This window comes from Mycobacterium sp. ML4, from assembly GCF_054515735.1.
In genome coordinates, this window is sequence record NZ_JBTNSY010000012.1 from 86653 (window position 1) to 110704 (window position 24052).

The window sequence follows — 24052 nt, forward strand, 5'->3', positions numbered from 1 at the left end:
CTCCTGTCTATGAGGCGACAGTCGTGGGCCGCGCCTCGGGTGCTAGCTGTAACGCATAGAGGTGGGAGTCATCGGGACTTCACGGTGTGCTCATGTTCGTTGCTACCTGTTCTTTTGCGCGGTGCGCCGAGCTGAAATGCTCGGTCACCGCGGATGTGTCCGGTGAACCGGTGATGCGCAGCGCTCGCGTGAAGGCTTGCCGCCGGATCGCCTGTTGTGCGCACTGCGGAACGGGATGCAACCACGCACCTCGCCCCGGCAGGCTTCCGGCTGTGTCAACGATCACGGCGTAGTTGCCGTTCCCGGTAGACCTAGCCACCACTCGAAGCAGTTCGGCGGCCAGCTCTCGCTTCCGACATCCGACACATGTCCGCACCGGTCCGTCGATGTGTTGGTGCGTCCTGCTGGTCCCGGAGGCCGAAGGCTCGCGCTGGATCACGGCTCAGTCTAGCGTCACCCGACCGGTGGTCAGAACCGCCCGCGGGTCCGGGTCAACGCTCGTGCGCCATCCCGTGGCTCGCGCCCTGTTCGGGCTGACCCGGCGCGTCACCCCGGATGTCGATGCGCCACCCGGTGAGGCGGGCGGCCAGCCGCGCGTTCTGTCCTTCCTTGCCGATGGCCAGCGACAACTGGAAGTCAGGAACGACCACGCGGGCGGCCCGGGCGTTCGGGTCGATCACCGACACCGACACGACCTTGGCCGGCGACAACGCGTTGGCCACGAAGCGCGCCGGGTCCTCGTCGTAGTCGATGATGTCGATCTTCTCCCCCGACAACTCGCTCATCACGTTGCGGACCCGCTGCCCCATCGGCCCGATGCAGGCGCCCTTGGCGTTCAGACCGGGCACTCGTGACGTGACGGCGATCTTGGACCGGTGCCCGGCTTCGCGGGCCACTGCCACGATCTCCACCGAGCCGTCGGCGATCTCGGGAACTTCCAGCGAGAACAGCTTGCGCACCAGGTTCGGGTGGGTGCGCGAAAGCGTGATCAGCGGCTCGCGGGAGCCGCGACTGACACCGACGACGTAGCAGCGCAGCCGGTTGCCGTGCTCGTAACTTTCGCCGGGCACCTGCTCGGCGGCCGGGATCACACCCTCGGAGGCCTTGGCTTCGGTGCCCATCCGGACGACGACCAGGCCACGGGCGTTGGCCCGGCTGTCACGCTGGATGACACCGGCGACGATCTCGCCTTCGCGGGTGGAGAACTCACCAAAGGTGCGTTCGTTCTCCGCGTCGCGGAAACGCTGCAGCATCACCTGGCGCGCAGTGGTGGCGGCGATGCGGCCGAAACCCTCGGGTGTGTCATCCCATTCGCTGATCAGGTTGCCGTCTTCGTCGGTCTCGCGGGCGATCACCTTCACCATCCCGGTTTTCCGATCGATCTCGATGCGGGCGTCGGGCTGGTGCCCTTCGGTGTGCCGGTAGGCGGTGAGCAACGCGGATTTGATCGTCTCCAACAGTTCGTTGACCGAGATGCCCCGGTCCACCTCGATCGCATGGAGTGCGGCCATGTCGATGTTCATGCTTCGGCCTCCGTCCCCGGTACCCCGCCCGACAGTTCCAGCTCGGCTTGCACTGGCGGTGAAAACTCAACCTGCACAACAGCTTTGGTGATCTCCGATAGCGGGACATGCCGTACCGTGAAGTCCCGGCCGATCCGGACCACCACCGACACCGTGCCGTTGCCGGTGTCACCGACCCGGCCGGTCAGCCGCGATCCGTCGGCCAGCACCAGGTTCACTTTGCGGCCCCGCGCCCGGCGGAAATGCTTCTCGTCGGTCAGCGGTCGTTCCACACCGGGGGAACTGACCTCGAGGACATAGCCATTGGCGCCGTCGCCCGCACCGTCGAGGCCATCCAGCAAATCCGACGCGATGCGTGACAGCGCCGCGATGGAGTCCAGGTCAAGAGCGGTGTCGCCGTCGGCGATCACGGTGATGCGCGGCGGGCGGGTGCGAGTGTTGATGACCACGTCTTCGATCTCGTAACCGGCGCGCGCGAACTCGCCACTGAGTAGCTCGATCACCTGCGTCTGCGAAGGTAGCTCGGTGGTCACGGCGAGCTCCTCATCTTGAGTTGTCGGTCATCGGCGGTTTCCGGCCGGTCTGCCGCCTGATGTGTCGTAAGCGGGGCGCTCCCAGCGAACTCGGAGAGCCAGCTACCAACGATACGCCAGGATTCGCTGTTGACGCCCGTTCACGACGTCGTGGCCGCATCTGCGCCACCCGGCCGCATCGTGGCTGGCGTCGGCGCCGGGCGCGGTGATGGCAGGATGTGGAACGTGCCCAGAGCAGTACCCGTCATCAGCAGGCGGGGTGTGCTCGCCGGCGGTGCGGCCCTGGCTGCACTCGGGGTGGTGGTGACCGCCTGCGGCGAGTCCACACCCAAACCCCCCGCCGTCGAGGAGTTGTTAGGCCCGTTGGACCAGGCCCGCCATGACAGTGCGCTGGCCGGTGCCGCGGCAGGCGCCATCGGCAGCCCCCCGCAGATCGCCGCCGCGCTGACCGTGGTCGCCACCCAGCGCGCCGCGCACGCCCGGGCGCTGTCGACCGAGATCGCACGGGCGGCGGGCAAGCTCGTCTCGTCTGCGAGTGAGACGACGAGCTCCGGCTCCACCGAGCCGGAGGCCCCGCCGCCACCTCCGCCACCGGTCTCGGACGTCATCGACTCGCTGCGCAAGTCAGCTGAGGATGCCAACCGCCTGGTGTCGACGTCTTCGGGCTATCGGGCCGGTCTGCTTGCGTCGATCGCCGCGTCCTGCACCGCATCCTGTGAGGTTGCGCTGGTGCCCGGGGGGCCGTCGATATGACGTCTGCCGAGCCCAGCTTCGTCGCGGCTCCGCACAAGCAGAGTCCCGGCGGTAAAGACTCCGACGTGTCGGCGCTCAGCGATGCGCTGGCCGTCGAGCACGGCACCATCTACGGCTACGGCATCGTCTCGGCGCTGTCGCCTCCCAGCGTTAACGATCTGGTGGTGGAGGCGCTCAGCCAGCACCGGCAGCGCCGCGACGACGTCATCGCGATGCTGACCGCACGCAAGGTCACCGTGCCACCGGCCGCGGCCGGCTATCAGCTCCCCTCCCCGGTGGGCAGCCCGGCAGACGCGGCACGGCTGGCGGCACGGATGGAGAACGACGGCGCGACGGCGTGGCGGGCGGTCGTCGAGCACGCCGAGACGGCCGAGGATCGCGCGTTCGCCTCGACCGCGCTGACGCAGAGTGCGGTGATGGCCGCGCGGTGGAACAAGGTCCTCGGCGGCTGGCCGATCACCACGTCCTTCCCGGGCGGCAACGAGTAGCCCGCCGGCTCTCAGGGGCTGATGGCCGCGACCAGGTCACTGGTCAGCGATTCGCCCACGCTGAGTTCACTGGTCTCTCCGGAGAAGCGGTTGCGCAACTCCACTCTGCCCTCCGCCCAGCCGCGGCCCACCACCACGACCCAGGGCACGCCGAGCAGTTCGGCGTCCTTGAACTTGACCCCCGGTGATGCCTGCCGGTCGTCGAGCAGCACGTCGACGCCCACCATGTCCAGCTCGGCGGCCAGCTTCGCGGCGCCCAGGCGGGCCTCGGGGTCCTTGTTGGCCATCACCAGGTGCACAACGAACGGCGCGACCGACGCCGGCCAGCGCAGGCCGAGCTCGTCGTGGTGCTGTTCGGCGATGACGGCGACCAGTCGCGATACCCCGATGCCGTAGGAGCCCATGGTCAGCCGCACCGGCTTGCCGTCTTCGCCGAGCACGTCGGCGCTGAACGCGTCGGTGTACTTACGGCCGAGCTGGAAGATGTGGCCGATCTCGATGCCGCGGGCCATCACCAGCGGCCCGGCCCCATCGGGCGACGGGTCACCCTCGCGCACCTCTGCGGCCTCGATGGTGCCGTCGGCGGTGAAGTCGCGGCCCGCCACCAGACCCACCACATGGCGCCCGGGCTCGTCGGCCCCGGTGATCCAGCTGGTGCCGTCGACGACGCGCGGGTCGACGAGATAGCGAACGTCGTTGTCCCGCAGGGATTTCGGGCCGATGTAACCCTTGACCAGGAACGGGTGGCGGGCAAAATCTGCGTCGTCGAGCAAGGCGTACTCGGCCGGTTCCAACGCCGCGCCCAGCCGCTTGTCGTCGACCTCGCGGTCACCGGGCACACCGATGGCCAGCAGCTCCCAGTCTTCCCCCGGCCGGCGGACCTTCACCAGGACGTTCTTGAGGGTGTCGGCGGCGGTGACGGTGCGGTCCAGGCCAAGTTCGGCCTCGTTGGCCCACGCCACGAGTGTGGCGATGGTCGGGGTGTCGCCGGTGTCGTGGACCTGGGCCGGCGGCTGCCCTTCGATGGGCCTCGACTCCGGGCGGGCGGTGATGACGGCTTCGACGTTGGCGGCGTAGCCGGATTCCACGCACCGGACGAAGGTGTCCTCGCCGATCGGGCTCTCGGCCAGGAACTCTTCGGATGCGCTGCCGCCCATCGCTCCGGAGACCGCGGACACGATCACGTAGCGCACCTGCAGGCGGTCGAACATGCGCTGGTAGGCCTCCCGGTGGGCGTGGTAGGAGGCCTTGAGCCCCGCGGCGTCGATGTCGAAGGAGTACGAGTCCTTCATCACGAACTCGCGGGCGCGCAGGATGCCGGCGCGCGGGCGCGCCTCGTCCCGGTATTTGGTCTGGATCTGATACAGCGTCAGCGGGAAGTCTTTGTAGGAGCTGTACTCGCCCTTGACGGTCAGGGTGAATACTTCCTCGTGGGTGGGGCCCAGCAGGTAGTCGTTACCGCGGCGGTCCTGCAGGCGGAAGACGCTGTCGCCGTATTCGGTCCACCGGTTCGTCGTCTCGTAGGGGCCGCGCGGCAGCAGCGCCGGGAACAGAATCTCCTGGCCGCCGATCGCGTTCATCTCCTCACGGACCACGCGTTCGATGTTGCGCAGCACCTTCAGGCCGAGCGGCAGCCAGCTGTACAGGCCCGGGGCGATGGGCCGGACATACCCGGCGCGGATCAGGAGCCTGTGGCTGGGCACCTCTGCGTCGGCGGGATCGTCGCGCAAGGTGCGCACAAACAGCTCGGACATCCTGGTGATCACAGGCGGCAAGCCTAGTCTGACGACGATGCGGCCGGGATGGCACGCCGCGGGGGTGCGGCAATTCAGATCGAGCACCGCCCCTGCACCGAGCCTGCAAAATCGCAGACAAAGTACGAGTAGGGCCCTGCGAAATTACAGGCTCGGTGACGTGCTGCTGCAAGCCGGCCGGCTGACGCCGGGGTAACCAACACAGCCCGCTCAACGGTGAAATTTAAGCCGTTCTTCAGCCGCAAGGGTTAGGTTGGCGCGTATGCGTGCCCGTGTGTTCAGCGCTGCCCGCGATTCCCGGCCCATCGTGCTGGCTTTGATCCTCTTGTATTTCATCGAGTTGATCGCGCTCCTCTATGCCGCACGGGTTCTCGCGGGTATGGGGCGAACTCGTCTTGGCCCCGGCGCGGGATTGCCGGCGTTGGTGCTGCTGATGGCAGCGGCGTTGGTGGGCTGGCACGCGATTCGTGTGCTGCGGGGTCAGCGGGTGTTGAGCATGCCGGCACTGGGAATCCAGTCGACGATTCTGATCGTGGCGATCGGGCTGGCCACGCAGCGGCCCGTAGCCGGACTGGCCGGAATTGTCGTGGCCGGCGGAGTGCTGGCCGGGTGGGGCCGGCTGCCGAGGCGACTACCGGGGCCGGCGACCCGCAGCAAGCCCGCGGCGACGGCGCGGCCGGCTGACCCGCCGGGGGACGCGGGATTCAGCGGCGTCGTCCTGGTGCTGCTCACCTCGGCGCTGGTTTTGGGCGCGCTGAGCGTGCGAGGCGGAATCCTGGTCGGGATGGTCATCCTGGCAATCATTTTCATACCACTGGAGCGCCTGTTCGCCCTGCGCCCGCGCCAGGTGCTGCGGGCGGGATGGCGCACGGACGTGGTGCATTACCTGATCAATGGGGCGGCACTCAAGGTCGGACTCGTTGTCGTGGTAGCGGTTGTGGGCACCATTGCGCGGGCTTTGGTGCCGCTCCCGTTCCGCGCCGCGATCGCCGCGAGTCCGAGCTCGGTGCAGATTGTCGCGGCCCTGGCGATCGCTACCGTCGGCGGCTACGCGGGGCATCGCGCCGCGCACGAGGTTCCGCTGTTGTGGCGGTTCCACCGCGTGCACCACAGCATTCGCGAAATGGATTGGCTCGCCGCAAACCACCTGCACCCGCTCGATCAGATTTTCATCCGCTCGTCCGCGGTGTTGCCGCTGTATGCGTTGGGGTTCGGCCGCGTCAGCCTGGGCGCGTTCGTGGTTTTGGTGACCCTGCAGGCCATTTTCATCCATGCCAACGTGCGGCTAACGTTCGGACCGCTGCGATGGCTGATCGCCACCCCGCAGTTCCACCACTGGCACCACGCCCGTGAACCGCAGGCCTACAACTCCAACTACGCCGGCGAGTTTCCCGTCGTCGACGCACTGTTCGGCACGCTCTACCTGCCGGCGCGCCAATGGCCGGCGCACTACGGCATCGACGACAGCGAACCCGCAGGCTACGTGCGCCAGCTGATCTGGCCGCTCCGTGCTGCCTGACGCCGGGAGCTACAGCTCTCCGGCGTCGATCGCTTCCTTGACCTCTTGCGCGTGCGCGACCTGCTCCGGCGTGTAGCCGATGAACAGCGCCGCGATGCCGACGATGACGGCCGCTCCCGCGATCCACAGCAGGCCATAGGTGTAGCCGTGGTCGAGCGCCTGCAACTGGAAGTCGTTCATGAATTTCACGGGACCGGTCGTGCCGCCGAGGTACAGCGTGCGGGAAGTGATCACGGCCTGGATGACCGCCAGCACCAGCGGCCCGCCCAGGCTCTGCAACATGAGCGTCATCGCCGACACCGGGCCGATCTGGTCGAAACCGACACCCGCGATCGCGGACAGCGTCAGCGGCACACCGACAATGCCGATGCCGATCCCACCGATCACGATCGGCATCACCAAATTGGGGAAGTAGGCGGCGCCGCGATGCATGCACATCGAGCCGTAAATCATCGCGATCAGCAGCAGCCAGCCGCCGCCGATGGTCAACACCCGCGGGGAAAACCGGGACACCAGCTGAGAGGAGATACCCAGGCCGATTCCCACCCCGATGACGAACGGAATGAAGCCCACGCCCGCGCGCAGCGCGCTGTAGCCGAGGATGTCCTGCACGTACAGGCCAATGGACACCGTCAGGGTGAACATGACACCACCGGCCAGGAAGATCGCGATGAAGGTGACCAAGCGGTTGCGGTCGCGGAACAGCTGGAACGGAATGACCGGGTTCTCCGCGGTGCGCTCCACGATGGCGAAGGCGATGGCCGCGGCCATTGCCACCAGACCCGATCCGATGGTGGTCACCGACATCCAGCCCTTTTCCGGGCCCACGGAGAACGCGAAGACGGCAGCCGTGCACGCCAGCGTGGCCAGCATGGCCCCGGCGGCATCGAGCTTCATCCGCTCCCGGTTGGTCTCGCGCAACGCGGTGCGGGCCAGGTAGATCATCACCAAGCCGATCGGCACATTGACCATGAACGCCAGCCGCCACGAGACCTCGGTCAGCGCCCCGCCGACCACCAGGCCCATCACCGATCCGACCGCCGTCATCGCGGCGAACACGGCCGTCGCGGCGTTACGCGCCGGCCCCTTCGGGAAGGTGGTCGCGACCAGCGCAAGTCCGGTCGGCGAGGCGATCGCCGAACCCACGCCCTGGGAGAGCCGGGCGATCACCAGCGTCACCTCGTCCCAGGCGACCGCGCACAGCACCGACGAAATGGTGAACAGCGCGACACCGACGATGAAGGTGCGCTTGCGCCCGATGGTGTCGCCGAGCCGGCCGCCGAGCAGCATCAGCCCGCCGAAGGTCAGCACATAAGCGGTGATCACCCAGCTACGACCGGCGTCGGAGAGGCTCAGCTCGTTCTGAATCTTAGGAAGCGCGACGATGGCGACGGTGCTGTCCATGGTGGCCAGGAGCTGCATTCCGCCGATGGCGATGACAGCGGCGATGAACCGGCGTGAGGGCAACCACGTCGGGTAGTACCTGCTCATGCGCTGCAAAGCGGTCTCCACCGATCTTGTGGGACGCTCCTGGGCCGAACGTTCTGAGCGTCCATCAGTCCAAGTGTGGACTGCCCGCTCTGAGTCGTTGAGAGCCGTCATAACGGGTTACCTTACAGTAATCTTAAGAATCGTTTAAACCCCGAACGCCGCCACCGGCCCTATGACGACGATCGCGGGAGGTCGAACGCCCTCGGCGCGGACCTTCTCCGGCGTGTCCGCGAGCGTGGCCCGCAACGTCTGCTGCGCCGCCGTCGTTCCTTGCTGCACCACAATCACCGGAGTATCCGCAGGTCGGCCGCCTTTCAATAGCGCGGCGACGAAAAGCTCGATGCGTTCGACGGCCATCAGCAAAATAATGGTGCCGGACAATGCCGCCAAAGCGTCCCAATTCACTAACGATTCGGGATGGTCGGGCGCCAGATGGCCGCTGACCACCACAAACTCGTGATTCGTGGCCCGGTGAGTGACCGGAACGCCCGCCAGAGCGGGCACAGCTATGGCACTGGTCACACCCGGCACCACAGTCACCGGAATGCCCGCTTCCGCGCACGCCAGGACTTCCTCGTACCCCCTGGCGAACACGAACGGATCGCCGCCTTTGAGACGCACCACGAACTTGCCGGCCCTGGCCCGATCGATCAGCACCGCGTTGATCGCGTCCTGGGCCATGGCACGGCCATAGGGGATCTTGGCGGCGTCGATCACCTCCACGTGTGGCGACAGCTCGGCCAGCAGCTCCGGCGGTGCAAGCCGGTCGGCGACCACCACGTCGGCCTGGGCGAGCAACCTGCGGCCTCGCACGGTGATCAGTTCTGGATCCCCCGGACCGCCACCCACCAGCGCCACCGTGCCCCGGACGACGTCGCCGAAGCCGGCCTCCGTGATGAGTCCCTCTTGTAGGGCCTCGCGGATCGCCGACCGGATGGCCGCCGAACGGCGGTGTTCACCACCGGCCAGCACTCCGACGGAAAGTCCCGCATAGCTGAACGACGCCGGGGTGACCGCGGTGCCCTCGACGGCGATGTCGGCGCGCACGCAGAACACGCGGCACCGTTCGGCCTCGGCGACGATGGCCGCGTTGACCTGCGGGTCGTCGGTGGCGGCGAGCGCGTACCAGGCACCGTCCAGGTCGCCGTCCCGGTATTGCCGCAGTGACAGCGTGATCCCGTCCATCGCCTCGACGGCGCGGGTGGCGCTGCGAGTGATCACGTGCACGTCGGCGCCGCTGGCGATGAGTAGCGGTAACCGGCGCTGTGCGACGCCTCCCCCGCCGACGACGACCACCTTGCGGCCGGTCAGACGCAGTCCCACCAGGTAGGGGCTCTCAGTCACCGGGCAATCTTAAGGTCCCGCCGGCCGCGGCTCGCCGGCGTACGCGACGAAGCGGGCCACCGCGTCGGGCGCCGCGGCCGGGTGCGTGTGCAGATACGACGCATGCACGCCGGCGTGCACGACACCGTCGGGCACCCGATCGAGATCCCGGCCGCGGTAGACCCAGGCCGGCTGGTAGCTGTCGGCGAAGGTGACCGCCGTCCGGTGGAATTCGTGGCCCACCACCCGCTGACCGACTCCGTACAGCGAGGAGTCCGCGACCGCGACCGCGTCCCGATATCCCAGGGTGAGCCGATCGGTGAAGCGCGCTGCACCGGCCAGCACCCCGCACATCGGGAATCCGTCCAGTTCCCTGACCAGATAGATCAGTCCCGCACACTCCGCGTGTACGGGAGCACCCGCCGCGGCCAGCCCGGCGATCTGACGCCGGACGACGTCGTTGGCGGACAGCTCCGCGGCGAACTGCTCGGGAAAGCCGCCGGGCAGCACCACGGCGGTGGTCCCGTCCGGCAGGCCTTCGTTGAGCGGGTCGAACTCGGCGACCTGGGCGCCGGTGGCGGCCAACAGCTCCGCGTGCTCGGCGTAACCGAAGCTGAACGCCTTACCTGACGCCAGGGCGACTCGCGCCTTGCGGTCGACACGGGCGACCGCACGCGACGGGTCCCAGGGCGGGTCGTCGACCCGGCTGCCGGCGACCGCCACGACCCCGGGCAGATCGACGTGACGAGCCACCAGCGCCGTCATCGCCTCGACCGCGCGCCGGGCGTGGCGACCGTACTCCACCGCCGTCACCAACCCCAGATACCGCGACGGGAGTTCCAATTCGGCCGTGCGGGGAATCGCCCCCAGCACGGGGATCCCGACCTGCTCACACGCCTGCCGCAGCACCAGCTCGTGCCTGTCCGTCCCGACGCGGTTGAGGATGACACCGCGGACCCGGGTCTGCGCGTCGAAGGTGGAGAACCCGTGCAGCAATGCGGCAATGCTGTGACTCTGGCCGCGGGCGTCCACCACCAGAATCACCGGCGCACCGAGCAGTCCGGCGACGTGCGCCGTGGATCCGGCCGCCGGAGCACGCGCGTCCGGGCCGATACGGCCGTCGAACAGGCCCATCACTCCTTCGATCACCGCGATGTCGGTGCCACGGCCGCCATGACCGAACAACGGTCCGATGAGCCGCTCGCCCACCATCACCGGATCCAGGTTGCGGCCGGGCCGGCCCGCAGCCAACGTGTGGTACCCCGGATCGATGAAGTCCGGCCCGACTTTGAACGGGGCCACCCGATGGCCGGCCTGGCGCAGCGCACCGATCAAACCCGTTGCCACCGTGGTCTTTCCACTGCCCGACGCGGGCGCGGCGATGACTATCGCCGGCGTTGAGGTCATGTGACTGTCCGCGAGCGTCCGCAAAATGCCGCCCGCAACGGCGTGTCGGCGTAGACACGCGCGCGCTCGCGCCGATGAGACGACATGTTCACCACTCGATGCCTTTCTGACCCTTGCGTCCGGCGTCCATCGGATGCTTCACCTTGTTCATCTCGGTCACCAGGTCGGCCGCCTCGATCAGCCGCGGCGGGGCGTCGCGGCCGGTGATCACCACATGCTGGTGCCCCGGCCGAGCGCGCAGCGTCTGCACCACGTCGTCGACATCGAGCCAGCCCCACTTCAAGGGGTAGGTGAACTCGTCGAGGACATAGAAGTCGTGCTGCCGGTCCTGCAGGCGGCGCCGGATCTCAGCCCACCCGTCGGCGGCCGCCGCGGCGTGGTCTTTCTGGCTATCGTCCTTTCGCGACTTGCGTGTCCAGGACCAGCCCGAGCCCATCTTGTGCCATTGCACCGCCCCGCCCACACCGGTGCGCTCGTGCAGGGCACCGAGCTCTCGAAACGCCGCTTCTTCGCCCACCCTCCATTTCGCGCTCTTGACGAACTGGAAAACCGCCACATCCATCCCGGCATTCCAGGCCCGCAACGCCATTCCGAACGCTGCCGTCGACTTGCCTTTGCCCGCGCCGGTATGCACGGCCAGTACCGGGGTGTTGCGTCGCGCCCTTGTGGTCAAGCCGTCATCGGGCACTTCGATCGGATTTCCTTGGGGCATATCACGCCACGCTACGGACGGCCTGGGTCAGGTGTTCGGCGTGCAGCTGATCGAGCCGGATGGCGGGCCCGCCCAGTTGACGCGCCAGCTGCTGCGCCAGACCCAGTCTCACATAGGACGTCTCGCAGTCGACGACGACGGCGGCGACGCCTTCGGCGACCAACCTCGAAGCGGCAATCCAACTGCGGCTCAACGGGTCTGGTCCTGCCGTGGCGCGTCCGTCGGTCAGTACCACCACCAGGGGGCGGCGAGCGCGGTCGCGTACCCTTTCGCGGATCACCAGCTCCCGCGCGGCCAGCAGGCCCTCGGCCAGCGGTGTCTTGCCACCGGTGTCGAACCGGGCCAGTCGGCGCCCGGCAATGTGCGCCGACGAGGTCGGCGGCAGCAGAATCCTGGCTCCCTGCTGACGGAAGGTGATCACGGCGACCTTGTCGCGTCGCTGATAGGCATCGCGCAGCAACGACATAGCGGCACCGCTGACGGCGGCCATCCGGTCGCGTGCGGCCATCGAGCCGGATGCGTCGACGACGAAGATCACCAGGTTGCCCTCGCGGCCTTCCCGGACCGCCCGGCGCAGGTTCTCCGGCTGTACCCGCAGCGCTCCGGGGCCCGAGGCGGTTTCGGCTGCCGCGAGCAGCGTCGCGAACAGGTGCAGGCCATGGGCGCCCGGAGCGGACGGGTCGGCCGCGGACACAATACTGCCGGCCGCATTGCGGGCGCGTGATCGCCGGCCGGGTGCCCCTTCCCCCACACCGGGCACCGTCAACGCGCGGGTGCGAAAAACCTTCGAGGGCGGCGCGCTGGCTTTCGGCGGTGCGGATGTCCTGGGCTGCGTGGAATTGCGTTCGCCCTCATGATGATCGGCGGATGTACCGCCGCCGGGCGGGTCGGGATCGGGGTCGGGTTCACCCTCGGAGTCCGCGCCCGCGCGGGCCAGGGCTTCGTCCAGCAGGTCACGTTCGATGCCATGGTCGTCGAAGGGGTCGCGGCGGCGACGATGCGGCAACGCCAGTTCGGCTGCGACCCGGATGTCCTGTTCTTCCACGCTGCCCGCGCCGCGCCACGCCGCGTGCGCGGCGGCGGTGCGAGCCACCACCAGATCGGCGCGCATGCCGTCGACGTCGAAAGCCGCGCACAGGGCTGCAATCCGGCGCAGTTCGTTGTCCGGCAACACCACGTCGTCGACGATGGTGCGGGCCACCGCGATGCGGCGGGCCAGTTCGGCGTCGGCCCCGGCGTATTTCTGCGCAAACGCGTCCGGGTCCGCTTCATAGGCCATGCGCTGGCGGATCACCTCCACCCGCACGTCGACGTCACGGGATGCGTGCACATCGACCGTCAGACCGAATCGGTCGAGCAGTTGCGGACGTAGTTCGCCCTCTTCGGGATTCATGGTTCCGATCAGGACGAATCGGGCCTCGTGCGTATGGGAGATACCGTCTCGTTCGATGTGCACCCGGCCCATCGCGGCGGCGTCGAGCAGGATGTCGACCAGATGATCGTGCAGTAGGTTCACCTCGTCGACATAGAGGACGCCACCGTGCGCGCGGGCCAGCAGGCCCGGGGAGAATGCGTGTTCGCCGTCACGTAGCACTCGCTGCAGATCCAGCGAGCCCACCACCCGGTCCTCGGTCGCCGCCAACGGCATCTCCACCAGGCCGGCGGAGCCGGATTCCGTTGCGGCCGCCAGCAATGCGGCGAGGCCCCGCACCGCCGTCGACTTGGCGGTGCCCTTCTCCCCGCGGATGAGCGCGCCCCCGATCTCCGGACGCACGGCGCACAGCAGCAGCGCCAGCCGCAACTGGTCGTGCCCGACGATCGCACTGAACGGGTAGGGCTTCACCGGGCTCCTGCCGCAAGAGAACCGGAGCCCGAACCAGGTCTGAGCATCGGCACATGGGGGATGCCGTCATCGAGGTAATCATCGCCGTCGCGCACGAACCCGTGCCGGGCGTACATTTCGGTCAGGTATTTCTGCGCGTCGATGCGGCAAGGGTAGTCGCCCACCTCGGCCAGCGCGGCACGCAGCAGCCTGGTGGCGTGGCCGCGACCGCGGGCGTTGCGCTTGGTGCATACCCGCCCGATCCGGAACGCCTTCTCACCGCCGGCGTGCTCTTCCATCAATCGCAGGGTGCAGATCACCTCACCGTCAGATGATTCCAGCCAGAAGTGCCGCGTTTCGGCAAGCAGATCGCGCCCGTCCAACTCCGGGTAGGGGCAGGCCTGTTCGACCACGAACACCTCGACCCGCAGCTTGAGAAGTTCGTAAAGCGTGCGGGCGTCAAGGTCTTTGAACCACGCACGGCGCAGGGCTTCACTCATGGTGTTATGCCGCCTCCAATTGCAGTGCCTTGTCGGTCCACGACCTCAGCTCGTCATAGAGGGCGGGTTCGCGCGATAAGGCAGCTCCCAGAGACGGCACGATCTCTTTCAACGTGGGTAGCCACGCCTGATACCTGCCGGCAAAACAGCGCTCCAGCACCTCCATCATCGCCGGCACCGCCGTCGAGGCGCCCGGCGAACCGCCGAGCAGGGCGGCGATGCTGCCGTCGCGGGCACCGACGATGGCGGTGCCGAACTCCAGCGCGCCGCCCCGGCCCCTGGCCCGCCGGATCACCTGTACCCGCTGTCCGGCCACCGTCAGCTCCCAATCGGAATCCCTTGCAGCGGGCGCGAATTCACGGAGCGCCGCAACCCGGTCCGGCCCGCTGAGCCGCAGTTGGGCGATCAGATACCGCAACAGCGTCGTCTCCCGGACGCCCGCGCCCAGCATGGTCGCCAGGTTGTCCGGCCGGATCGATCGCGGCAGGTCGCTGAAGTGCCCGTGTTTCAAGAACTTCGGTGACCATCCGGCGTAAGGCCCGAACACCAGCCACGGCCGGCGGTTGACCATCCGCAGGTCCAGGTGCAACGCACCCAGCGGCGGGGCCCCCGGGGCCGGAGTTCCGTACACCTTGGCGTGATGCGCCGCGGTGAGCCCGGGGTTGGCGGTGCGCAGGAAACGGCCACCGATCGGGAATCCGGCGAAGCCGCGGATCTCCTCGATCCCGGCCTTCTGCATCAGCGGCAGTGCGTCGCCGCCGGCACCGATGAAGACGAATTTGGCTGTCAGCTCGCGTTTTTCACCGGTGCGACGGTTGCCCACGTTGAGCGTCCAACGGCCATCGCGCCGGCGCGACACATTGCGAACCTCGTGACCGAACAGCACCGTGGCACCGGTTCGGACGCAGTATCCGATCAGCTGGCGAGCGAGGGCGGCGAAGTCGACGTCCGTGCCGTCGGCCGCCCAGTTCAGGGCAACCGGTTCGGTGAAGTCGCGGCCGGTGGCCATCAACGGAAGCCGGCGCGCGAATTCGTCGGGGTCCACGATCAGCTCGGTCGCGGCGAACAAGGGGTTGCGGGCCAGTGCGTCGCGGCGACGCCGCAGGTAGTCCACGCCGGCGGCGCCGTGGACGAAACTCGCGTGCGGGACGCGGTTGAGAAAGCTCCGTACGTCGGTCAGGATGCCGTTTTCGGCCGCGTAGGCCCAGAACTGACGGGTGACCTGGAACTGCTCGTTCACCAGTACCGCTTTGGTGATGTCGATCGAGCCGTCGGGTCTGGCCGGGGTGTAGTTCATTTCGCACAACCCCGCGTGACCGGTGCCGGCGTTGTTCCACGGGCTGCTGCTCTCGCCGCCGACGCCATCCAGCCGTTCGATCACGGTGATCGACCACTCGGGCTCCAGCCGCCGCAGCAACGCACCCAGGGTGGCGCTCATGATTCCGGCACCCACCAGCACTACGTCGCTTCTGGCTGAATCTGCCACCGGATCGCTGGTCCTTCCTGGGGATGTGCCGATGCCAGGTTATCGCCGATTACCGGTGCGTCCTGCAGAGCGGGTGTCAGGATGCGAAAGCGGGCCGTCCGACCAGCGCGGTGAACAGATCCGCGACGTCATCGCCGCCGCCGCCCGCCAACCGTGCCGCGACATGGCCGTCGGGGCGGACCAGCACATACCCGTCCCGGTCGATGCCCAGCACCGCATGCAGATCGACGTCGGCGGAGCAGATGTCGTGATCAATGCTCACGGATTCGAGGGGGGTCTGAGCTACCCGCGCAAGTTGCTCGGCGTGCCGCTCTCCGGCGCGACCGGTGATCAGCAGAAAATGCGCACCGACGAGGTCGATGGTGGAAAGCCGCTGACCGGAACGCTCTATCCAGTAATGCGGCAAGCGGCTACCGGGGCGGGCCAGCGGCACGTAATCCTGCGCGGGATCGGCCACATCCGGGACGGCGGAGCCATCGGCCACTACGGCAGCTCCGGGCCCGTCGTATCGGTACCCGATGTCTTGGTTGAGCGCTCCGAAGTGCGCACGTTGTGCTTCGATCGCTGACTTGAGTTCCAGGCGCATCGCTGCGGCGACGACGGGGTCGGGGGATTCCAGACGCTCGATGACACGGCTGCCGTTCCGGCCGATCCCGGTCGCGGACATCCTCACGGCATTCATGACCGAATATGCCGTGTTGGACAACGCAACGGGGCGTCGCTCGGCCTGGTAGGAGTCCAGCAGGCGCGGCCCCGCCCAGCCCTGCAGGACGCCGGCGAGCTTCCAGGCCAGGTTGTCGGCGTCGGCCAAGCCGGTGTTCATGCCGATTCCGCCGGTCGGCGGAAAGCGGTGCGCGGCGTCCCCGATGAGGAATACCCGGTCGTCGCGGTACCGCTCGGCGGTGTCGGCGCACATGGTCCAGCCGCCGACGCTGTGGACGTCGATCGCGATGTCGGTACCCAGCGCGTCGGCGATGATGCGGTGGCAGCGCTGCGGCCCGTAGTCCGCCACCGATTCGACCGCCGGGTCGTACTCGAAGTTGAACGTCCAACGGCGTTTTCCGTCCATCGCCACGAACACGCCGGGGGTTGTGCTGTTGATGGTCCAATAGATGACCGCATGGCGGTCGCCGAGCGCCTCGGAGAGGTCGGCGTCGAAGCAGACGTTGATTTGCCGTGTGAGTGGCGGCATCCCGTTCATCGCGATGCCGCGGCGGTGGCGAACCCAGCTCGTCGCCCCATCAGCGCCGATGACGTACTCGGCGTGCACGGTCTCGGTACGGCCTCCATGTGCCACGGTGACCGCAACGCAGTCGGTACGGTCGACGAGGTCGACGACCGCGGTGTCGTAGCGAAGCACGCCGCGCCCTTGGCTGCGCACCAACTCGGCGAGGTGTTGTTGCACACGGTCCTGTGCGCAGGACTGCGGCATCTCCGGCGAGGCCGTCAGACGGGCGACGGCTTGGTCAGCCGGCAACTCGGTGAGCGCGAGCCGCCCGAGTTCCTCTCCGGCAAGCCTGGTGGTCCAGATGACCTGGGTGAGCCAAGTCACCGGCAGGGCATCGGAGATCACCGGTCCCGACATTCCCCAATCGCGGAACAGCTCCATTGATCGCCGGTTCACCACGTGCGCCCGCGGGTGTGGATTGATTCCGGGGTACTGCTCGCACACCATGCTGTCGACCCCGAAGCGGCCCAGGACGAACGACGCGGCAAGTCCGGCGGGACCGCCACCCACGATGAGGACGGGGACTGACGGTCGGTTCATCGTTGTTTCACCAGCTCACCCAGCGGCGCGCCGCGTTTGAAACGCTCGGCCAGATGCTGGTCGAGCAGGTCCTCCGGGTCGAAAGTCGTACCGATCGGATTGATTTCGAAAGCCCCGGAGGCGAACCATTCTTCGAGTTCGTGCGGTGTCGCAAAGTTATCGCTCTGCAGTTCCACGTGGTTGCCGTCGGGGTCTTCGAAGTACATGGAGGTCGTAGGGCCATGGTTGACACACCAGAAGGGGTGGGTGCCGGTGTTGCGGAGCCGCCGGTAAGTGGCCAGCAGATCGGACAACGTCGCATAGGTGAACGCGACATGATGCAATCCGGTATGACTCGGCGTGGGTCGAAGGTCACCACCGGTTGCGACAAAAGCAACGCGGTGGTGTTCGGCGTCGTAGGTGATGAAGGCTATGACGTCATTTTTGAACGCCACCCTGCCCTCGAGAACATCGCAGTACCAATTCACCATCGTTGAAATTTGACAAGTCTTGAACACGACGTGGGCAAGTTTGTCAGGTGACGGCATGATGACTTCCTTTCAATGGTCAGAGTTTTGCGACGACGTTGTTGGTGAGCGTGCCGATGCGTTCGACGCTGACGTCGATCACGTCTCCCGGTGCCAGGTAGGTGCCGGAGAACTGCCCGACGCCCTGCGGTGAACCGGTGAGCAGCACATCGCCGGGTTCGAGCGTGAAGTAGTGCGACACAGAAGAAATGAGTTCGGAGATCTGAAAGACGAGTTCGGTGGTTCGGGCATCCTGGCGAACTTCGCCGTTGACGACCGTCCGCAATCCGAGGTCGAGCGGCTCGCTGAATTCGTCGGCGGTCACCAGACATGGTCCGAGTGGTTTGAACGTGTCGAAACCCTTGGCCTGTCCCACCGACAACGTGACGTCGCCCGCCATCGCCCGACGCTGGACATCTCTGGCCGACACGTCGTTGCCGGCGGTCAGACCGGCCAGATATGACCACGCCCGGGACGACGGGACGTGGCTGGCAACGGTGCCGATGACCGCGGCGATCTCCCCCTCGTAGTCGACCATCGCTGGTGCCCGCTCAGGCAACACGATCGGTTGACCCGGTCCGATCACCGAGGAACCCGGCGTCAGATGGAAGTGCGGTTCGGTCGGCATGGGCATTTCGCGACCGAACTGCTTCATCACCTCGATCACCTCCTCGGCATGGCTGCGGTAGTTCAGCCCGATGATCGGAACCTTGCCCGGGCGAAGCACCGGAGCCAGAACCTCGACCGCGGCCAGCGGTAGCCGCTCGCGTACTGCGGCTGATGCAGCGACGGCCAACCCGCGGGTGCGTAACAGTTCACCGAGATCGCGTTCCGCCAGATTCAGCAGGGCCAGCTCGCCCGGCTGATCTTCGCGCGCGATGCCTCGGTTGGTGGTGTACAGACGCATGAATCCTCCTTCCAGTTCAAGAGATTCGATCGAGCAACGGCTGGTACAAATCGATCGCGGCGCGACCCGCCGACGCAGACATCGACGGCACGAACAGCAGCACCCGGTCGATCCCCGCACTGCGGTATCCCTCGAGCGCCGCGATATCAGGCCCGGAGCCGTACACCGTCACCTGGAAGTGCGAAAGATCGCGACCGATCGTGTCCGCTTCGTCCCGCACCGTCTGCATATGCGCGGCGAAGTCACTGTCGCCCCGGCCCAGCAGTGGGATCCAGCCCTGACCATGTCGCAGTGCGCGCCGCAGGCCACCCGGGATGCGCCCACCGAAGTGCAGCGGTGGATGCGGCGTCTGCTCCGGCTTGGGCCAACTGAACAGGCGGTCGAAGTCGACGAAATCTCCGTGGTATTCCGCTTCGTCCTGCGTCCAGATCACCTTCATCGCCTCGACCCGCTCGCGCAGCACCTGCCACCGGTTGGCGATGTCCGTGCCATGGTTTGCCATTTCCTCGGCGTTCCACCCACCACCCACGCCGACGTCGATGCGCCCGCTCGACATGACATCCAGCGACGCCACCGACTTCGCGAACTGAATCGGATCACGTTGCACCACAAGGGCGATCCCGAAACCGAGTCGAATGCGGTCGGTCACCGCGGCGGCCGCCGCGATGGCGGGCACCGGGTCCAACACCCGGTAGTAGAAGTCCGGCAGTTCCGCACCGCCCGGCCATGCAGAGGTGCGCGACACCGGGATGTGACTGTGTTCGGCAAACCACAGCGATTCAAAACCGGCCTGCTCGGCCAGTTCGGCGAGCTCGGCCGGCAGCAGACCGTGGGCGGTCGGAAACGTGCACAACCCCAGTTCCATGAGCATCTCCCGTTCTTCTTGACCACCAGTTAAGAAAGTTCTTGTCTGCAAGTCAAGAAAATGTTGGCATGATCACGATTCGCTCCCGCTACGCTGGCCTGATGCCGCAGAACCGCCGTGCGATTCCACGCGAACAGCGAGTGGAAGCGGTCATCGGCGCCGCTCGCGAGCGGTTCCAGGCTCAGGGCTACAAAGGCACGAGCATCGCCGAAATCGCCCGCGACGTCGGCGTGAACTCCGGCTCCGTGCACTGGTACTTCCCCAGCAAAGACGACCTCTTCGCCGCGGTGCTGCGCCGCATTGCCGAGGAATCCAAGTCCGCGGTCGACGCCGCGCTCGCGTCAGGGGCGACAGAGCTCGAGGCTCTGGTCGATTTCCTCACCTCCGCCGAGAAGTACCGCGGCATCCACATCGATGCGCACGATCGACTCACCGAGAGCCCCACTGTGGCCGCGGCGCACGACGAACTACACCAGTGGCTGGACGCGCTGCTGCTCGATGTGGTGCGTCCTCAGTTGGATCCCGACCAGGACGTGCTCCTCATCGCCGACACGGCACACATCGTGTTCGAAGGGATTTTCGGCAGCTCCATCCCGCGCGACCGCCCGTTCGAGGACATCGTTGCGTTCCTGGTCAACATGCTGGTGACCGCCGCTCCCCATGTTGGACGCCGGCTGCACAGCACCGATTGAGGCCGGTGTGGCTACCGGATGCACGGCACCGGCCGACCGGGACAAGGCGTTCAGCCTCCGCGCACCTCGAAACGAACTCACGCAGGGCCGAGCCGATCTCGTCGGGCGAGTCCTCCTGGATGAAGTGGCGACCGGCGACCGTGACCTCTCGCTGGTTGGGCCAGCTGCGCGCAAATGTCAATTCGCTGCCGCCTTCTTGCAGAATGGTGCCCGGTTTCGCAACGACGAGTAATTTCGGAACGTGGCTCCGGGACAGATATTCCGCGTACTCCGCGACGATCGAGTGCACATCTGCGGGGTCCCCCTCGATCGGAATCTGGCGGCCCCATACGAGCGTCGGTATTCGACTCCACGACGTGGGATACGGGCGGCGATAAACAGTCATTTCCTCGTCGCTCAATCGACGCAACACACCACCGGGCAGGATCTGTTCGACGAAAACGTTCTGCTCCAACGCCATCTGCTCGCCCTGCTCGGATCGCAGCGCACGGAAGAAGGGTTGCAGGTCGGTGAATCCAACCCACGGCCGGGGCTGGACGAGCGCCTCCATGTACGCGATGCCGGCAATATCGGCGCGATGCCGCAGCGCCCGGTAGAAGCCGAGCGCGGATCCCCAGTCGTGGAGCACCAGGATCACCCGCCCGCCGACCCCGGCGGCGTCGAACCAGGCATCGAGATATCGCGCGTGGTCGATGAACCGGTAGGAGAAGGTCGGCGAAGTCCCCGAGTTGCCCATTCCGACCAGGTCCGGTGCCAGGCAGCGACCGAGATCGCGGACATGAGGAATAACGTTTCGCCACAGGTAGGACGACGTGGGATTCCAGTGCAGAAAGACGATGGGATCGCCCTCGCCGACATCGACATAGCTCATGGAAGTGTCGAGCACGTCTACGCGCCGCTGCGGTCCGGTGATCGCCGGACCGGGACTGCCCGGGGCGCCCTGAGCGGCGCTCATGACGGTGCGCCCCACTGTAGCGCCGGAAAATCCCGCAAATTCTTCACGGATGCCATTTCGCCTCCGGCGCTGAGAGCACTTCTGGGATACGGTCCCACATACTACAAATTCACCGAGCTACCGGCTGCGGATTTCACCAACCGGTGCGCCGCGATGACTTTGATTAAACAATTGTGCTCGACGCGACCACGAAAGGAGCGATCGTGCCCGACCGCATCGAAGCGCGCAAAGTCATCGAGGATTCCGGTGGCGGGGGTGGGCTCAAACTGTACGTCGTGACGTCGGTGGCCGATGAATTGGCTCAGGTGCAGCAGCACCTCGAAGACCACCTTGCCTACCTGCGCGAACTGGAGGATCGCGGAGTCCTCTTCGCCGCCGGCCCCCTGTTCACCCAGGACGGTGAGTACTTCGAAGGGGACGGCATGTTGATCTACCGAGCTGGATCGCTAGCCGAGGCACATGCGATCGCCGACGCCGATCCCATGCACGTCAGCGAAGCACGGACTTACCGGGTCCGACCGTGGTTCGTTCACGACGGCAACATCGGGGTGCGGATAATCCTGTCCCAGTCTCGCCACGAACTGTTATGAGCAGGCCGCAGCCGACGGCCCGGCGCGACCTCTAAGCTGGCCTCGTGACTGGCTGGGTGCCCGACGTCCTGCCCGGCTTTTGGCAGTACACGATCCCGCTCGGGCCTGACCCCGACGGCGAAGGCGAGATCATCGCGACACTGGTCCGCCGCGGTCCTGAACCGGCCGCGGACCACGCGGTACTGGCCGTGCACGGCTACACCGACTATTTCTTCCACACCGCGCTGGCCGATCACTTCGCCGAGCGCGGCTTCACCTTCTACGCACTGGACCTCCGCAAATGCGGCCGCTCTCACCTAGAGCACCAAACGCCACATTTCACCACCAATCTGGCCCGGTACGACGACGAGCTCAACGAGGCGCTGGCTCTCATTCGCGAGCAGTCCGATGTGAAGGTCGTCGTGTACGGGCATTCCGCCGGTGGGCTGATCGTGTCGCTCTGGCTCGACCGTTTGCGCCGGCGCGATGCCCTCGCACCGGGCGGCATCAGCGGCCTGGTCCTCAACAGCCCTTTCCTGGATCTGCACGGTCCTGCGATCCTGCGGCTGGGGATCACCGCCGCAACCATCGCGGCACTGTCACGGATGCACAGTAGAGGTGTCGCGCGCGCCAGCGGCAGCGCCGGTTACGGGTCGAGCCTGCACCGCGACTACCACGGCGAGTTCGACTACAACCTGCAGTGGAAACCGTTGGGCGGTTTCCCGGTGACCTTCGGTTGGCTGCACGCGGTCCGCCGCGGACAGGCTCGGCTGCATCGCGGTCTCGACGTCGGGGTGCCCAATCTGATACTGCGCTCAGACCGCACGGTGGCCGAAAGCGCAGCGCCGGAGGAGCTGCAACGCGGCGACGCGGTGCTCGATGTCCGCCAGATCGCCAGGTGGGCCGGCTGTATCGGCAACCGCACCAGCATCATTCCCGTGCCGGATGCCAAACACGACGTGTTCCTGTCGCTTTCCCAGCCGCGCCAGCTAGCCTATCGCCATCTGGACCGCTGGCTGGACGAGCACCTCAGCAGATCCAACGACACCGACGCCTCGGTCGCACCCGAGAATCAGTCGCAGAAAGGGTGACGCATCGATGGAGACCTACGACCTCGCGATCATCGGAACCGGTTCGGGCAACAGCATTCTCGATGAGCGGTACGCGGCCAAGCGGGTGGCGATCTGTGAGCAGGGCACATTCGGCGGTACCTGTCTCAACGTGGGCTGCATTCCCACCAAGATGTTCGTCTACGCAGCCGAAGTGGCCAAGACCATCCGGGGCGCATCCCGCTACGGTGTTGACGCCCACATCGACGGAGTCCGCTGGGCCGACATCGTTTCGCGGGTTTTCGGCCGCATCGATCCCATCGGGCCCAGCGGCGAGGACTACCGGCGCTCGGCGCCCAACATCGACGTCTATCGCGACCACACACGTTTCGGGCCCGTCGAGGCCGACGGGCGCTACCTGCTGCGCACCGATAACGGTGAACAATTCACCGCCGAGCAGGTGGTGATCGCCGCGGGCTCGCGACCGACCGTTCCGCCCGCCATCGCATCCTCGGGCGTCAAGTACCACACCAGCGACACCATCATGCGGATTCCCGATCTGCCCGAGCATCTGGTCATCGTCGGAAGCGGTTTCGTCGCAGCTGAATTCGCGCACGTCTTCTCCGCTCTGGGTTCGCGCGTGACACTCGTGGTGCGGGGTAGCTGCCTGCTGCGCCACTGCGACGACACCATCTGCGAACGGTTCACCCGCGTCGTGGCGGGCAAGTGGGAACTGCGCACCCACCGCAACGTCGTCGACGGGCATAACCGGGGTTCCGGTGTGTCGCTGCAACTCGACGACGGGAGCACTCTGGACGCGGACGCGCTGCTGGTGGCCACCGGGCGGATATCCAACGCCGACCTGCTCGACGCGGAGCAGGCCGGCGTTACCGTCGACTACGGCCGCGTCGTCGTCGACCAATATCAAAGAACATCCGCGCGTGGAGTTTTCGCGCTGGGCGACGTGTCGTCGCCATATCAGCTCAAACACGTCGCCAACCACGAAGCGCGTGTCGTGCAACGCAATCTGCTGTGCGACTGGGAGGACACCGCGTCGATGGCCGTCACCGATCACCGGTTCGTCCCGGCCGCGGTGTTCACCGACCCCCAGTTGGCCGCCGTCGGGCTCACCGAGAACCAGGCAGTGGCAATGGGTTTCGATGTCTCGGTGAAGATCCAGGACTACGGCGACGTAGCCTACGGGTGGGCCATGGAGGACACCACGGGCATCGTCAAGCTGATCGCCGAACGCGGCACCGGTCGCCTGCTGGGCGCACACATCATGGGATATCAGGCCTCGTCACTGATCCAGCCGCTGCTCCAGGCGATGAGCTTCGGGCTCACGGCACCGGAAATGGCCCGCGGTCAATATTGGATTCACCCCGCGCTGCCCGAGGTGGTGGAGAACGCGCTGCTGGGCCTGAGCTGAC

Annotated in this window: 22 protein-coding genes and 1 pseudogene; 7 read left to right on the forward strand and 16 right to left on the reverse strand. The window is 66.8% G+C overall.

Annotation, left to right across the window (positions count from 1 at the left end; translation table 11 throughout):
- Positions 1-79: 79 nt before the first annotated feature.
- Genes ACX9NE_RS15430 through rimP form a run of 3 tightly spaced genes read right to left on the reverse strand, consistent with a single transcriptional unit; the run spans position 80 to position 2056 of the window.
- Entirely contained in the window at positions 80-439 is a 360-nt protein-coding gene (locus ACX9NE_RS15430) for a YlxR family protein (RefSeq protein ID WP_459362242.1), read from the reverse strand.
- A 52-nt stretch (positions 440-491) separates the two neighbouring features.
- Complete coding sequence (gene nusA / locus ACX9NE_RS15435; protein WP_459362243.1) at positions 492-1523, reverse strand: transcription termination factor NusA; 1032 nt, start codon at positions 1521-1523, stop codon at positions 492-494.
- Positions 1520-2056, reverse strand: a complete 537-nt coding sequence (gene rimP, locus ACX9NE_RS15440; RefSeq protein WP_459362244.1) for a ribosome maturation factor RimP — start codon at positions 2054-2056, stop codon at positions 1520-1522. Before rimP ends, nusA begins: the two co-directional genes overlap by 4 nt.
- A 225-nt stretch (positions 2057-2281) precedes the next feature.
- Between rimP and ACX9NE_RS15445 the strand changes: the two genes are divergently transcribed.
- Together ACX9NE_RS15445 and ACX9NE_RS15450 are read left to right on the forward strand one after the other, a co-directional pair.
- The gene (locus tag ACX9NE_RS15445) at positions 2282-2809 is read left to right on the forward strand and encodes a hypothetical protein (protein WP_459362348.1); all 528 of its coding nucleotides are present in this window, start codon (positions 2282-2284) and stop codon (positions 2807-2809) included.
- Positions 2806-3297 carry a ferritin-like domain-containing protein gene (locus ACX9NE_RS15450; RefSeq protein ID WP_459362245.1) on the forward strand — a complete coding sequence of 164 codons (492 nt, stop codon included), beginning with the start codon at positions 2806-2808 and terminating at the stop codon, positions 3295-3297. The genes ACX9NE_RS15445 and ACX9NE_RS15450 overlap by 4 nt, the downstream gene beginning before the upstream one ends.
- Positions 3298-3308: 11 nt before the next feature.
- Here the strand turns inward: ACX9NE_RS15450 and ACX9NE_RS15455 are convergent, their stop codons facing one another.
- On the reverse strand, positions 3309-5063 hold the full coding sequence (locus ACX9NE_RS15455; protein ID WP_459362246.1) for a proline--tRNA ligase: 1755 nt from the start codon (positions 5061-5063) through the stop codon (positions 3309-3311).
- A gap of 250 nt (positions 5064-5313) precedes the next feature.
- Between ACX9NE_RS15455 and ACX9NE_RS15460 the strand changes: the two genes are divergently transcribed.
- Positions 5314-6570, forward strand: a complete 1257-nt coding sequence (locus ACX9NE_RS15460) for a sterol desaturase family protein (RefSeq protein ID WP_459362247.1) — start codon at positions 5314-5316, stop codon at positions 6568-6570.
- A 9-nt stretch (positions 6571-6579) separates the two neighbouring features.
- Here the strand turns inward: ACX9NE_RS15460 and ACX9NE_RS15465 are convergent, their stop codons facing one another.
- From ACX9NE_RS15465 to ACX9NE_RS15515, 11 genes and pseudogenes are all read right to left on the reverse strand, one after another.
- On the reverse strand, positions 6580-8172 hold the full coding sequence (locus ACX9NE_RS15465; RefSeq protein WP_459362248.1) for an MFS transporter: 1593 nt from the start codon (positions 8170-8172) through the stop codon (positions 6580-6582).
- Between the two features lie 22 nt (positions 8173-8194).
- A pseudogene (gene cobA, locus ACX9NE_RS15470) lies at positions 8195-9405 on the reverse strand (uroporphyrinogen-III C-methyltransferase).
- A gap of 9 nt (positions 9406-9414) precedes the next feature.
- Positions 9415-10791, reverse strand: a complete 1377-nt coding sequence (locus tag ACX9NE_RS15475; protein WP_459362249.1) for a cobyrinate a,c-diamide synthase — start codon at positions 10789-10791, stop codon at positions 9415-9417.
- A gap of 88 nt (positions 10792-10879) precedes the next feature.
- Positions 10880-11503 carry a cob(I)yrinic acid a,c-diamide adenosyltransferase gene (gene cobO, locus ACX9NE_RS15480; RefSeq protein ID WP_459362250.1) on the reverse strand — a complete coding sequence of 208 codons (624 nt, stop codon included), beginning with the start codon at positions 11501-11503 and terminating at the stop codon, positions 10880-10882.
- 1 nt (position 11504) lies between these two features.
- Positions 11505-13346, reverse strand: coding sequence for a magnesium chelatase subunit D family protein (locus ACX9NE_RS15485; RefSeq protein WP_459362251.1), 1842 nt, complete (start codon positions 13344-13346; stop codon positions 11505-11507).
- Positions 13343-13825 carry a GNAT family N-acetyltransferase gene (locus ACX9NE_RS15490; RefSeq protein ID WP_459362252.1) on the reverse strand — a complete coding sequence of 161 codons (483 nt, stop codon included), beginning with the start codon at positions 13823-13825 and terminating at the stop codon, positions 13343-13345. Before ACX9NE_RS15490 ends, ACX9NE_RS15485 begins: the two co-directional genes overlap by 4 nt.
- Positions 13826-13829: 4 nt before the next feature.
- Positions 13830-15311, reverse strand: a complete 1482-nt coding sequence (mqo, locus tag ACX9NE_RS15495) for a malate dehydrogenase (quinone) (RefSeq protein WP_459362253.1) — start codon at positions 15309-15311, stop codon at positions 13830-13832.
- A gap of 76 nt (positions 15312-15387) precedes the next feature.
- Entirely contained in the window at positions 15388-17079 is a 1692-nt protein-coding gene (locus ACX9NE_RS15500; RefSeq protein WP_459362254.1) for an FAD-dependent monooxygenase, read from the reverse strand.
- On the reverse strand, positions 17076-17606 hold the full coding sequence (locus tag ACX9NE_RS15505; RefSeq protein ID WP_459362255.1) for a VOC family protein: 531 nt from the start codon (positions 17604-17606) through the stop codon (positions 17076-17078). The genes ACX9NE_RS15500 and ACX9NE_RS15505 overlap by 4 nt, the downstream gene beginning before the upstream one ends.
- A 19-nt stretch (positions 17607-17625) precedes the next feature.
- Positions 17626-18492, reverse strand: coding sequence for a fumarylacetoacetate hydrolase family protein (locus tag ACX9NE_RS15510; RefSeq protein ID WP_459362256.1), 867 nt, complete (start codon positions 18490-18492; stop codon positions 17626-17628).
- 16 nt (positions 18493-18508) lie between these two features.
- Entirely contained in the window at positions 18509-19363 is an 855-nt protein-coding gene (locus ACX9NE_RS15515) for an LLM class F420-dependent oxidoreductase (RefSeq protein ID WP_459362257.1), read from the reverse strand.
- Positions 19364-19458: 95 nt separating this feature from the next.
- Between ACX9NE_RS15515 and ACX9NE_RS15520 the strand changes: the two genes are divergently transcribed.
- Entirely contained in the window at positions 19459-20049 is a 591-nt protein-coding gene (locus ACX9NE_RS15520) for a TetR/AcrR family transcriptional regulator (protein ID WP_459362258.1), read from the forward strand.
- Here ACX9NE_RS15520 and ACX9NE_RS15525 read toward each other — a convergent pair.
- Entirely contained in the window at positions 19991-21004 is a 1014-nt protein-coding gene (locus ACX9NE_RS15525) for a haloalkane dehalogenase (RefSeq protein WP_459362259.1), read from the reverse strand. The two genes, ACX9NE_RS15520 and ACX9NE_RS15525, sit on opposite strands and share 59 nt — an antisense overlap.
- Before the next feature lie 203 nt (positions 21005-21207).
- On the opposite strand from ACX9NE_RS15525, the gene ACX9NE_RS15530 reads away from it, so the two are divergent.
- From ACX9NE_RS15530 to mtr, 3 genes are read left to right on the forward strand one after another with little or no spacing between them, the layout of a single operon-like run.
- Entirely contained in the window at positions 21208-21594 is a 387-nt protein-coding gene (locus tag ACX9NE_RS15530; RefSeq protein WP_459362260.1) for a YciI family protein, read from the forward strand.
- Positions 21595-21638: 44 nt separating this feature from the next.
- On the forward strand, positions 21639-22664 hold the full coding sequence (locus tag ACX9NE_RS15535; RefSeq protein WP_459362261.1) for an alpha/beta hydrolase: 1026 nt from the start codon (positions 21639-21641) through the stop codon (positions 22662-22664).
- A gap of 7 nt (positions 22665-22671) precedes the next feature.
- Entirely contained in the window at positions 22672-24051 is a 1380-nt protein-coding gene (gene mtr, locus ACX9NE_RS15540; protein WP_459362262.1) for a mycothione reductase, read from the forward strand.
- The last annotated feature ends 1 nt before the right edge of the window (position 24052 follow it).